Raw genomic sequence first — 12,789 nt, forward strand, 5'->3', positions numbered from 1 at the left:
GTTCCGTGAATTCGGGCCTTCCTGCCGGCCAGGACGCCCCGACTTCCCGGAACTCGGGGTCGACCGCGCCAAACCGTCAGGCCAGGGGCAGGTAGACCTTCCCGCCGCCGGAGACGAACTCCTCCGACTTGTCCTTCATGCCGCGGGCGGCGTACTCCTTCAGCTCCTGGGTGATCTTCATGGAGCAGAACTTCGGGCCGCACATCGAGCAGAAGTGGGCGGTCTTCGCGGGCTCGGCCGGCAGCGTCGCGTCGTGGTACGACCGAGCGGTCTCCGGGTCCAGCGAGAGGTTGAACTGGTCCTCCCAGCGGAACTCGAACCGTGCCTTCGACAGCGCGTCGTCCCACGCCTGCGCGCCGGGGTGCCCCTTGGCCAGGTCGGCAGCATGGGCGGCGATCTTGTACGCGATCACGCCGGCCTTCACGTCGTCCCGGTCCGGCAGGCCGAGGTGCTCCTTCGGGGTGACGTAGCAGAGCATGGCGGTCCCGAACATGCCGATCATCGCCGCGCCGATCGCCGAGGTGATGTGGTCGTACGCGGGCGCGATGTCGGTGGTCAGTGGACCGAGCGTGTAGAAGGGCGCCTCGTGGCACCACTCCTGCTGGAGGTCCACGTTCTCCTTGATCTTGTGCATCGGCACGTGACCCGGGCCCTCGATCATCACCTGCACGTCGTGCTCCCAGGCGACCTTCGTCAGCTCACCGAGGGTGCGCAGCTCGGCGAACTGCGCCTCGTCGTTGGCGTCCGCGATCGAACCGGGCCGCAGCCCGTCACCGAGCGAGAACGTCACGTCGTAGCGCGCGAGGATCGCGCACAGCTCCGCGAAGTTGGTGTACAGGAAGTTCTCCTCGTGGTGCGCCAGGCACCAGGCCGCCATGATCGAGCCGCCCCGGGAGACGATCCCGGTCACCCGGTCCACGGCCAGCGGCACGTACGGCAGCAGCACCCCGGCGTGCACCGTCATGTAGTCCACGCCCTGCTCGGCCTGCTCGATGACGGTCTCGGCGAACACCTCCCAGCTCAACTTCACCGGGTCGCCGCCGACCTTCTCCAACGCCTGATAGATCGGCACCGTCCCGATCGGCACCGGGGAGTTGCGCACGATCGCCTCACGGGTCTCGTGGATCCGCTTGCCCGTGGACAGGTCCATCACGGTGTCCGCGCCCCACCGGGTCGCCCAGGTCAGCTTCTCCACCTCCTCGGCCACCGACGAGCTGACCGCCGACGTGCCGATGTTGGCGTTCACCTTGACCAGGAACGCCTTACCGATGATCGCCGGCTCGCACTCCGGGTGGTTCACGTTCAGCGGCAGCACCGCCCGACCGGCGGCGATCTCGGTCCGGACCAGCTCCGGGTCGACGTTCTCCCGGATCGCCACGAACTCCATCTCCGGCGTCACCACACCCGCCCGCGCGTACGCGAACTGCGTGGGCCGACGACCCTCCGCGCCGGCCAGCGGCGTGCCCGCGCCCCGCACCGGGGCCACGTCACCGCGCTCGGCGATCCACGGACCACGCAGCGCCGGCAACCCCACCGCCGGGTCCGACCCCGGGCCGGACGTGTCGTAAAGCCGTACCGGCGGATGGTCACCGGTCAGCGTCACCTCCGCGAACGGCACCCGCACATCCGGCCGCGACCCCTCGACGTACACCTTGCCTCGTGCCTGCATGACAACCTCCCTGGTGATCAGGCGGACCAGCCGAAGTGATCCAGCGGCCCGCGCCCCGTGCCCAGCTCCCAGCCCCGCCCGCCGGTCAGCGCGCGGAACACGTACTCCTTGGCGACCTGCACCGCCGCCGGCACCGGATCCCCCAGCGCCAGCCGCACGGCGACGGCCGCCGAGAACGAACAGCCGGTGCCATGGGTGTGTCGGGTGTCCACCCGGGGACCGCGCAGCAGAGTGGTGACGCCAGCGCCGCACAGCACGTCGACCGCCTCGTCCCCAGCGACGTCGCCGCCGGTGACCACCACGTACTCCGGGCCGCCGGCCGCAAGCGCCTCGGCGGCCACGACCATCCCCGCCACGTCGTCCACGCCGCGTCCGGTGATGGCCGCGGCCTCCGCGCAGTTCGGCGTCGCCACCCGGGCGTACGGAAGCAGCCGCTCCACCGCGCCCACCACGCCCAGCCGGTGACCGCTCGTCGCGACCAGCACCGGATCGACGACGAGCTGGGGCAACCGACCGTCCCGGGCCGCCTGAGCCACCACGTCGGCGACGGCCGGGGTGCCGAGCATCCCCGTCTTGACCGCGCCCACGGTGAAGTCAGCGAGCACGCTGTCCAACTGCTCCGCGACCGTGCGCGGTGGCAACGGCAGGACGGCGTCGACCCCCCGGGTGTTCTGCGCGGTGACCGCCGTGAGGACACTCGTGCCGTACGCGCCGAGCGCCGCGAAGACCTTGAGGTCCGCCTGGATGCCCGCGCCACCGCCGGAGTCGGAGCCGGCGATGGTTAGCGTGGTTTTCGGGGTCACTGGCTTTCCTTCGTGGTCGCGGTTTGGGGCTGCGGCCGACCGTGCCCACTCCGGGCGGTCAGGCTTGATCCCTGCGTGGGCACGGTCGGCCGCAGCCCTGACCGGGGGACCTCCGTGCGCCCGTGCCGGCCTTTTAGGACCTTCTGGGTGACCGCCTCTTCGAAGGCGCTGGTCAGGTTTGCCGCTGCCTCTTCGGGGTTTCTTGCGCGCATGAGTGCGCCGAGTACTGCCACTCCGGCGGCTCCTGCCTGCACGCAGGCGGTTACCTGTTCCGGGGTTTCGATGCCACCCAGCGCCAACAGGGGCACCGGGCTGACCTCGATCAGCTTTCGCAGGCCCGTTGCTTGTAGGGGTGGGCCGTAGCCGGGTTTGGTGGTGGTGGGCCAGATCGGGGAGAGGGTGGCGTAGTGCTCGGTGGTGAGGCGGTTCAGTTCGGTCTCGTTGTGGCAGGAGCGGCCGACCAGACCGTGGCGTGGCGGCGGGTACGGGCCGGCGGCCGGCAGGTGGACGACGTCGCCGCCCAGCGGGTCGGGGCCGGCCACGATGAGGGTCCCGCCGGCGTCGGCGAGGATCGCGCGTAGCTCGACGGCGAGGGCGGCGCGCTCGGCGCGGGGCAGGTCCTTCTCCCGCAGCACGACCCAGCGCACTCCCCCGGCGACCGCCCCCGCCACGACCCGTTCGAGACCGCTCCTGGCGATCAGCCGATCGGTCAACAGGACCACCCCGGCCGGCGGCGACCCCGTCACAGGTTCGGTCTTCCCTCGTCGGGGGTGGACGCGAGGGCGTGGAAGCGCCGGGCGATCCGGCCCGCGCCCGCCGCCAGGCGGCCGGCCGCGACGGCGTACCGCATCGCCGTCGCCATCGCCACCGGGTCGGCGGCCCGGGTGACCGCGCTGGCCAGCAGGACGGCGTCGCAGCCCAGCTCCATGGCGAGCGCCGCGTCGGAGGCGGTGCCGATGCCGGCGTCGAGGATCACCGGCACGTCCACGCTCTGCCGGATCAGCCGGATGTGGTGCGGGTTGCCGATGCCGAGTCCCGAGCCGATCGGCGCCCCGGCGGGCATCACCGCGGCGCAGCCCACGTCGGCGAGGCGGCGGGCGAGCACCGGGTCGTCGCTGGTGTACGGCAGCACCGTGAAACCGTCGGCGACGAGTTCCTCGGCGGCGCGGAGCAGCTCCACCCCGTCGGGCAGCAGCGTCCGCTCGTCGCCGATCACCTCCAGCTTCACCCAGTCGGTATCGAACGCGTCGCGCGCCAGCCGGGCCACCTTCACCGCCTCGGTCGCGGTGTGGCAGCCGGCGGTGTTCGGCAGCAGCCGTACGCCGCACCGGTCCAGCAGGTCCAGCAGCCCGCCTCCGGTGCCCGGGGCGGTGTCCACCCGGCGCAGTGCCAGCGTGACGAGTTCCGTGCCGGACGCCCGGATCGCCTGCTCCAGCACGTGCAGGTTCGCGGCCCCGCCGGTGCCGAGGATCAACCGCGAGCCGAACCTCTCCCCACCCAGTTCGAACGGCACGCCGCTCACCCGCCCTGCGCGGCGGTGAGCACCTCGACCTGGTCGCCGTCGCGCAGCTCCGTGGCCGGCCAGCCGGCCCGGGGCACCACCTCGCCGTTGACCGCGACCGCGACGCCACGCTGGTGCGGCGCGACGTCTTGGACCAGGTCGGCCACCGACACACCGCCGGGGACGCTGCGCCCGGCTCCGTTCACCGTCAGCTCCATCACTCCTCCTCGAAACTGCTTCTCGGGCCGGCGAACCGGTCGGCGCCGAAGCCGGTGAGCAGCGGGTCGGGCGTTCCGGTGAGCACCAGTTCGGTGATCGCCTCGGCGGTGACCGGGGTCAGGACGATGCCGTGCCGGTGGTGCCCGGTGGCGGCCAGCACGTCCGGCCGGCCGGGCAGCGGCCCGAGGATCGGCGCGTTGTCCGGGGTGCCGGGCCGCAGCCCGGCGACGGCCTCCACCAGGTCGTACTCGGTCAGTTCGGGCAGCAGGTCGACCCCGGCGCGCAGCAGCCGCTGCACCGCGCCGGCGGTGACGGTGGTGTCCGACCGCTCCTCGACCGTCGCGCCGAGCACCACCTCGCCGTCGGCGCGGGGCACCAGGTAGACGTGCTCGCCGTCGGCGTACCCCCGGATCACGTGCCGGAAGCCCGGCGCGACGCCGCCGGGCGCGCGCAGCCGGAGGATCTGGCCCTTCACCGGCCGAACCGGCAGGCCGGTGAGGGCGGCGGCGCCGCAACCGGCCGCGACCACCGTGACTCCGGCCTCCACCTCGGACAATCGCCGGACCGGCCGCGGCACGAACGCCGCGCCGGCCCGCCGCGCGGCCGTGCGCAGCGCCGGCACCAGCCGCCGGGGATCGACCTGGTGGTCGGTGGGCGCGAACGCGCCGCCGCGAACCCGGGGCGCGAGCGCCGGCTCGCGGTCGCGCAGCTCAGTGGGGCGCAGCGCCGTCACCGGCAGATCCAGACCCTGTTGGTACGCCCACAGCCGGCGGGCCTCGGCCAGGTCGTCGCCGGTCAGCCCGACCATCAGGGTGCCCTCGGTCCGGTAGCCGATCGTGGCGTCGCTGGCGTCGGTCAGTTCGGCGGCGAACGCGGGCCAACGCGCGGCGGAGGCCACCAGCAGCTCGGTCAGTCGCCGTTCCCCGAAGTACGCCTCGGCGACCGGGGAGAGCATCCCGGCGGCGACGGCCGACGCCCCCGACCCGGGCGTCGGGTCGTACACCTCGACGCGCAGACCACGGGTGGCACAGCGCCACGCGATCGCCAGCCCGATCGGGCCCGCGCCCACCACCGCCACGTCGGCGCGGGTCACGCCAGCGCCCGCAGCAGGTCGGTGGTAGCCCGTCCCGGATCGGCGGCCGAGGAGACCGCCCCGACCACGGCCACCCCGTACGCCCCGGCGGCGCGCAGCGCCGGCACCCGGTCGGCGGTCACTCCCCCGATCGCGATGACCGGCACGTCGACGGCGTCGACGACGTCGCGTACCCCGACGGCCCCGATGGGGTCGGGCAGGCCGGCCTTGGTGCTGGTGGCGTGGCACGGGCCGACGCCGAGGTAGGTGGCCCCGGCGACGACCGCCTCGACCGCGCCGCGCGGCTCGCGGGCGGTGACGCCCAGCACGCCGGTGGGGCCGAGCACGTGCCGGGCCGCGGCGACCGGCAGGTCGTCGGCGCCGACGTGTCCACCGGCGGCGTCGACCGCCAGCGCCACGTGCAGTCGGTCGTTGACCAGGCACGTCGCCCCGTACGGCGCGCACAGCGCGAGCACCCGGGCGGCCAGGTCGTACGCCTCGCGGTCGGTGGCGGAGTCCTGGACCCGGACCTGCACGACGAGGTCGGCGCGGGCCGCCGCGAGGGCGGCCCGGACCACGGTGAGGGGATCGCGCCCGGGTCGGGTGTCGGTGATCAGATGCAGTCGTCCAAGGGACGGCACGGCAACGCTCCTCCCTGCGCCGGCATTACCCGGATCAGGTTCGACGGTCGGGGGCTGTCAGCCCCCCTCTCAGCCCGGTACACCGGGCTCCCGTGGGTTACTTGCGTGTCACCGTACGACAGTTCGGCCTCCGCTGCCAAGGGTGGGTCATCGACCCGAGGCGGCGTATCGATCGGGGTGCTTTCTCCTGTCCTGTTCGGAATGTCGCCCGCCGTTGCAGAACCGTTACCCGCCGGCATCTTGCCGGACATCGATGCAGCAGAACTAATTTGTTCAGCGATTCGACAAAATGCCGGCGTGGACGCCCTGGCACGGCGTCCCCACCGGCTCCATCTGGGACGGTCTTCGGCGAGCCGGCCCCGCGATCCCTGTCCACCGCGACATTGGAGGCGGCGTGTCCCGTTCTCGTCGTGCCCGTTTACCACTCACCGCTACCCTGTTGTCCCTCGCCCTGACGTCGACGGCCCTCATCGGGTCCCCGGCGCAGGCGGCTCCGACCGGAGCACAGATCCCCGCGCGAGACGTGCCTGTCGCGGCTCCGCTCTCCCAGGCGGCGCCGAACGCGCCGAAGGCCGCAGCGGCCGACCCCTACTCCGTCCTGATCTTCTCGAAGACCGCCGGCTTCCGGCACGACGCCATCCCCACCGGCATCGCCGCCATCCAGCAGCTCGGCGCCACCAACGGCTTCACGGTGGACACCACCGAGGACGGTGCCGCGTTCAGCGACGCCAACCTCGCCAAGTACAAGGCCGTGATCTGGCTCTCCACCACCGGTGACGTTCTCAACGCCGACCAGCAGGCGGCCTTCGAGCGGTACGTGAAGGCCGGCGGCGGTTACGTCGGCGTCCACGCCGCCTCGGACACCGAGTACAGCTGGGCCTGGTACGGCGACCTGGTCGGCGCGTACTTCGCCAACCACCCGCAGAACCAGCAGGCCACCGTCAAGGTGGAGGACCCGGCCCACCCGTCCACCGCCGGACTGCCGGAACGCTGGTCCCGGTTCGACGAGTGGTACAACTTCCAGACCAACCCCCGGTCGGACGTGCACGTCCTGGCCAGCCTGGACGAGAAGAGCTACACCCCGGGCGCCGGCGCGATGGGCGCCGACCACCCGACGGCGTGGTGCCAGGACTTCGACGGTGGCCGCTCCTGGTACACCGGCGGCGGGCACACCCGTGAGTCGTACGCCGAGCCCGAGTTCCTCAAGCACCTGCTCGGCGGCATCCAGACGGCGGCCGGCGTGGTCGACGCCGACTGCGGCGCGTCGAAGACCTCCAACTTCGAGAAGGTCACGCTGGACAGCAACACCAGCAACCCGATGGAGCTGGACATCGCCCCCGACGGGCGGGTCTTCTACATCGAGCGCGACGGTCGGGTGCAGATCATCAAGCCGGACACCGGCAACACCGTCACCGCCGTCGACCTGGACGTCTTCACCGGCAACGAGGACGGCCTGATCGGCATCCGGCTCGACCCGGACTTCGCCACCAACAAGTGGGTGTATCTCTACTACGCCCCGAACGACAACGTCACGCGCAACCTGCTGTCCCGGTTCACCGTGACCGGCGACACCATCGACCTGGCGAGCGAGAAGCAGGTGCTGCGGGTCGACACCCAGCGCAACACCTGCTGCCACGCGGGCGGCAGCATGACCTTCGACAGCGCCGGCAACCTGTACCTGGCCACCGGTGACAACACCAACCCGTTCGAGTCGAACGCGTACGCGCCGCTCGACGAGCGTCCGGGTCGCCAGGACTACGACTCGCAGCGCACGTCGGCCAACACGAACGACCTGCGCGGCAAGGTGCTCCGGATCCACCCGGAGGACAACGGGACGTACACCGTCCCGTCCGGCAACCTCTTCCCGGCCGGCACCGAGAAGACCCGTCCCGAGATCTACGCGATGGGCTTCCGCAACCCGTTCCGGATCGGCACCGACCCGAAGACCGACACGCTGTACGTCGGTGACTACGGGCCGGACGCCAACTCGAACAACCCGGACCGGGGCCCGCGGGGTCTGGTCGAGTGGAACGTCGTGACCCCCGGCAACTACGGCTGGCCGTACTGCACGGGCACGAACGAGGCGTACAACGACTACACGTTCCCGTCCGGCCCGAGCGGTCCGAAGTTCGACTGCGCCGCGCCGGTCAACAACTCGCCCAACAACACCGGCCTGACCAACCTCCCGCCGGTCGTCCCGGCCACCGTCGACTACGGCTACGCCGGTGACGCGCGGTACCCGGAGATCGGTGGCGGTGGCGCCCCGATGGGCGGCCCGGCCTACCGGTACGACGCCAACCTCAACTCGACCCGCAAGTGGCCGGCCTACTTCGACGGCAAGGCGCTGCTGGGCGAGTGGAACCAGAACAAGATGTACACGATGCAGATGACCGCCGACGGCAAGTCGTTGGTGGACATCAACCAGTTGCTGCCCGGCATGTCGATGATCCGGCCGATGGACTTCGAGTTCGGTCCGGACGGCGCGCTGTACCTGATCGAGTGGGGCAGCGGCTTCGGCGGCAACAACGACAACTCCGGGGTCTACCGGATCGACTACACCGCCGGTGACCGTGCGCCGATCGCGGCGGCGGCCGCCAACCCGACCTCGGGTCCGGCCCCGTTGACGGTGGAGTTCTCCAGCGCCGGCTCCCGGGACCCGGACGGTGGAACGCTCACCTACGCCTGGGCGTTCGGTGACGGGCAGACCTCCACCGAGGCCAACCCGACGCACACCTACGCCACGGCGGGCAACTACACGGCGCAGCTCACCGTGACCAACCCGAAGGGCCGCACGGCGGTGGCCAACGTACCGGTCACCGTGGGCAACACCGCGCCGACGGTAACCATCGAGTTCCCGCCGGACGGTGGCTTCTTCAACTGGGGTGACCAGGTCCGCTACACGGTCAAGGTGACCGACCCCGAGGACGGGCAGATCGACTGCACCAAGGTGAACCTCCAGGTGCTGCTCGGTCACGACGAGCACGCCCACCCGCTGGAGCAGCACACCGGCTGCACCGGCACGGTCCAGACGTCGCTCGCCTCCGGGCACGGCGCCGAGGCGAACGTGTTCGCGGTCTTCGAGGCCACCTACACCGACAAGGGTGGCGCGGGCGGTTCCGGCGCGCTCACCGGCCGGCAGATCGAGATCCTGCAGCCCAAGCAGAAGCAGGCCGAGTACTTCACCGCCACCGGGCGTACCCCGGTGAGCACGGGCGGCGGCGACGCCGGCGTGCAGCGCGAGGCCGCGACCGACACCGCCGGTGGCGGTCAGAGCATCGCGTTCATCGAGGACGGCGACTGGTGGTCGGTCGTTCCGGCGAACCTCACCAACATCACCGAGATCCGGTTCCGGGCCGCCTCGGCCGCCGCTGGCGGTCGGATCGAGGTCCACGCCGGTGCGGTCGACGGACCGGTCGTGGCCACGGCCACCGTTCCGGCGACCGGCGGGTGGCAGACGTACACGGACGTGAGCGCGCCGGTGACCGGTGCCGCGAGCGGCGGGCTGTACTTCGTGGCCCGCGACCCGAACGGCGGAACGGGTTCGCTGTTCAACGTCAACTGGATGGACTTCGTCGGTCGCGGCGTCACCGAGAACGGGCCGCCGGTGGTCACCGCCACCGCGACCCCGACCACGGGCACCGCGCCGGTCACCGTCGCCTTCGACGGCACGGCCACCGACGCCGAGGGTGACACCCCGCTGACGTACGCCTGGGACTTCGGTGACGGCGGTACGGCGTCCACCCTGGACGCCAGCCACACGTACACCAGCGTCGGCGCCTTCACGGCCACCCTCACGGTGACCGACAGCAAGGGTGCCAAGTCGTACGCCACGGTGCCGGTGCGGGTCAACGCTCCGGACACGTCCTGCCTCGGGGCGCGTTCGGACGACTTCAACGGCAACACGCTGGACAAGAGCCGGTGGACCACCGTGGTCCGGGAGAACCAGCTCTACTCCCTCAGCGGCGGCGCGCTGAAGCTGCCCACCGCCGTGGGTGACCTCTACGGCGCCCGCAACGACGCCACCAACCTGGTGCTCCAGCCGGCGCCGACCGGCGCCTGGGAGATGACCACCAAGGTCACCCTCCCGGTGACGGCCAACTACCAGCAGGCCGGCCTGCTGGTGTACGGCGACGACGACAACTACGCCAAGGTGGACCTGCTCTACAACGGCAGCCGTCGGGTGGAGTTCATCCGGGAGACGGCGGCCACGCCGCGCAACGACGCTGCCGACGCCACCAACGCGCCGGCCGGTGACACCGTGTACCTGCGGATCACCAGCGACGGGACGAACCTGACCGCGGCGACCTCGGGCGACGGGCAGACGTTCACCACGGTCGGCCGCTCGGCCGCGCTGGCTGGCATCACCAACCCGCGGATCGGGGTGTTCGCCCTCAACGGCGGCACCGAGGCTCCGGTGGTGGACGCCGCGTTCGACTCGTTCGTGGTCACGCCGGACGCTCCGGCCGGCCCGGTCGAGCCGTCGGACGAGTTCACCGGCAGCACGCTGGACAAGTGCCGGTGGGACGCCATCGTTCGGGAGGACCCGAACGGCTACCGGGTGACCGACGGCGCGCTGCGGATCGACGTGCCGAACGGTGACATCTACGGCACCGACAACACCGGTCCGAAGAACTTCATCCTCCAGACCGCGCCCTCGGGCGACTGGACCCTGGAGACCAAGGTCGACGGCAGTCTGCTGAACGAGCAGTACCAGCAGGCCGGTCTGCTCGTGCAGGCCGACGACGACAACTACCTGAAGTTCGACTTCATCGCCGACAACACGGCCGGCTCGGCGGTGACGCGGCGGATCGAGTTCCGCAGCGAGATCGCCGGGACGGTGCAGAGCCCGCAGCCGGAGGCGACGAGCCTCACCTCGGCGGTGTGGTACCTGCGCCTGGCCCGGGTGGGCGACACCTTCACCGCGTCGTACTCGGCCGACGGGACGACCTGGACCACGCTGGAGGCACTGACCAACAGCGCGGTGGGCGCCACCCCGAAGGTGGGTCTGTTCACCCTCGGCGCCAACCAGACGGCGTCGAAGACGGCCGCGTTCGACTACTTCCGGTTGAGCACGAAGGTGGCCGACGACAAGGCGCCGGTCACCACCGCGGCGGTGTCCGGCACCCCCACCGACGGCTGGTACACCGGCCCGGTGACGGTCACCCTGACCGCCGCCGACGAGGCCGGCGGCAGCGGGCTCGCCAGCACGGAGTACCAGCTCGACGGGGCCACCGCGTGGACGGCGTACACCGCGCCGGTGGCGATCAGCGGTGACGGCGAGCACGAGCTGCGGTTCCGCTCGACCGACAAGGCCGGCAACGTGGAGTCGACGAAGACCGTCGCGGTCAAGATCGACGCCACCGCTCCGGTCACCACGGCGACGTTCGCTCCGGCGAACGACGCGGGCTGGCACAACGGGACCATCCCGGTGGTGCTCGCCGCGACCGACGCCGGTTCCGGGGTCAAGACGGTCGAGTGGTCGCTGGACGGTGGCGCGTGGACGCCGTACACGGAGCCGGTCGAGGTGACCGGTGACGGGCAGCACGAGCTGCTGTACCGCTCCACCGACAAGGCGGGCAACGTCGAGACGCTCAAGTCGGCGATCCTGAAGATCGACGGCACCAAGCCGACGCTGCTGGTCTCCGGCATCGCCGACGGCCAGCTCTACGGCGACAGCCAGGACGTCCGCGTGTCCTGGCAGGCCGTGGACCCGACCTCGGGCATCGCGTCCGTGGTCGGCCAGCTCGACGGCAACACGTACGCCAGCGGCACCCTGCAGGCCATGTACGAGCTGTCGCTCGGCCTGCACGAGCTGACCGTCACCGCGACCGACAAGGCCGGCAACAAGACGACCTCGAACGTCCGGTTCTTCGTCACCACCTCGTTCCGGGACATGCAGTTCCTGCTGGACCGGTTCAAGGCGACGGGGCGGTTGTCGGCCAAGGCGCACAAGCAGTTGACCGCCAAGCTCGACGCGGCCCGCCAGGCCGAGGCGGCCGGCAACGACAGCAAGGCGATCAAGCAGCTGACCCAGTTCCGGGACCTCGCCACCGACGCCACCCTGGTGGCCGAGGCCGAGATCCGGGACACCCTCACCCGGGACGCCGACGCGATGATCGTGCGGCTCGGCGGTACGGCCAGCAAGGCCGGCGTCAAGGCCAATGACGGCGAGCCGGTCAAGGGCACGGGACGGCTCGGTGGCGACGCCACCCGGCTGGCACCCGGTCGCCAGCTCTGATCCGATCGAGGCCCCTCCCCCACGCTCCGGCGTCGGGGAGGGGCCTCCCTCATTAGGGAGGAGACGTCCGTGACGCGTATCCGCAAGGTGCTGGCCGCCGTGTTCGCCGGACTGGCTCTGACCCTGCTCGCCGCGACCCCGGCGGCCGCGCAGGCCGACAAACTCAAGCTGACGGTGGCCGGCGACGGAGCCGAGGGCGTCACCATCCAGGCCACCTACGCCGACGGTCGTCGGCTGGACCGGGTGGTACGACTGGTGCTCACCGCCACCGGCCCGGACGGGCAGAAGGTCGGCCCGGTGCAGCTGGAACCGCAGCCCGAGGGGCAGGGCTTCTACAGCAGCGGCCCGGTGCTCTCCACCGGCACGTGGAAGGTGACGGTGAACTCCCCCGCTCCGCTGCAGAGCAAGGCCACCGCGACGGTGCAGGCGAAGGCGGCACAGTCTCCGCCGGTGCCCACGCCGGTCGCGGTGACCGCGGACCGGGCCGACGGACGCGGGGCGGCTGCCGGCTGGTGGCCGTTCGCGGCGGCCGGGCTGGTGCTCATCGCCGCCGCGATGGGGGTGGCCATGCTGTTCGGCCGCCGCCGCTCCGCCACGCCGAACGACTGACCTGTCGGCGCTCCAGCGCCACTCCGACGACCGGGCC

9 protein-coding genes and 1 riboswitch are annotated in these 12,789 nt (G+C 71.7%); of the genes, 2 read left to right on the forward strand and 7 right to left on the reverse strand.

Annotated elements, in window-relative coordinates:
* Positions 1 to 76: 76 nt before the first annotated feature.
* The 7 genes from thiC to thiE all read right to left on the reverse strand — a co-directional run bounded on the left by thiC (position 77) and on the right by thiE (position 5,905).
* Positions 77 to 1,669, reverse strand: coding sequence for a phosphomethylpyrimidine synthase ThiC (gene thiC, locus ACQP03_RS30325; protein ID WP_357126457.1), 1,593 nt, complete (start codon positions 1,667 to 1,669; stop codon positions 77 to 79).
* Between the two features lie 17 nt (positions 1,670 to 1,686).
* Positions 1,687 to 2,472: a bifunctional hydroxymethylpyrimidine kinase/phosphomethylpyrimidine kinase gene (thiD, locus tag ACQP03_RS30330; RefSeq protein ID WP_357126460.1), complete on the reverse strand. Its 786-nt coding sequence runs from the start codon at positions 2,470 to 2,472 to the stop codon at positions 1,687 to 1,689.
* Positions 2,469 to 3,218, reverse strand: a complete 750-nt coding sequence (locus ACQP03_RS30335) for a thiamine phosphate synthase (RefSeq protein ID WP_433459301.1) — start codon at positions 3,216 to 3,218, stop codon at positions 2,469 to 2,471. Before ACQP03_RS30335 ends, thiD begins: the two co-directional genes overlap by 4 nt.
* Positions 3,215 to 3,994 carry a thiazole synthase gene (locus ACQP03_RS30340; RefSeq protein WP_433459303.1) on the reverse strand — a complete coding sequence of 260 codons (780 nt, stop codon included), beginning with the start codon at positions 3,992 to 3,994 and terminating at the stop codon, positions 3,215 to 3,217. Before ACQP03_RS30340 ends, ACQP03_RS30335 begins: the two co-directional genes overlap by 4 nt.
* Entirely contained in the window at positions 3,991 to 4,191 is a 201-nt protein-coding gene (gene thiS, locus ACQP03_RS30345; protein ID WP_357126469.1) for a sulfur carrier protein ThiS, read from the reverse strand. Before thiS ends, ACQP03_RS30340 begins: the two co-directional genes overlap by 4 nt.
* Complete coding sequence (gene thiO / locus ACQP03_RS30350) at positions 4,191 to 5,285, reverse strand: glycine oxidase ThiO (RefSeq protein WP_363660504.1); 1,095 nt, start codon at positions 5,283 to 5,285, stop codon at positions 4,191 to 4,193. The genes thiS and thiO overlap by 1 nt, the downstream gene beginning before the upstream one ends.
* Positions 5,282 to 5,905 carry a thiamine phosphate synthase gene (gene thiE, locus ACQP03_RS30355; RefSeq protein WP_363660505.1) on the reverse strand — a complete coding sequence of 208 codons (624 nt, stop codon included), beginning with the start codon at positions 5,903 to 5,905 and terminating at the stop codon, positions 5,282 to 5,284. Before thiE ends, thiO begins: the two co-directional genes overlap by 4 nt.
* Positions 5,900 to 6,009, reverse strand: a riboswitch (TPP riboswitch). Its footprint overlaps the gene before it by 6 nt.
* A gap of 290 nt (positions 6,010 to 6,299) precedes the next feature.
* Here thiE and ACQP03_RS30360 point away from each other — a divergent pair.
* Together ACQP03_RS30360 and ACQP03_RS30365 are read left to right on the forward strand one after the other, a co-directional pair.
* Positions 6,300 to 12,143 carry a ThuA domain-containing protein gene (locus ACQP03_RS30360; RefSeq protein ID WP_396832841.1) on the forward strand — a complete coding sequence of 1,948 codons (5,844 nt, stop codon included), beginning with the start codon at positions 6,300 to 6,302 and terminating at the stop codon, positions 12,141 to 12,143.
* A 69-nt stretch (positions 12,144 to 12,212) separates the two neighbouring features.
* The gene (locus ACQP03_RS30365; protein WP_357126481.1) at positions 12,213 to 12,752 is read left to right on the forward strand and encodes a hypothetical protein; all 540 of its coding nucleotides are present in this window, start codon (positions 12,213 to 12,215) and stop codon (positions 12,750 to 12,752) included.
* Positions 12,753 to 12,789: the final 37 nt, after the last annotated feature.

This window comes from Micromonospora sp. CA-248212 (assembly GCF_050948405.1).
Lineage (GTDB): Bacteria > Actinomycetota > Actinomycetes > Mycobacteriales > Micromonosporaceae > Micromonospora.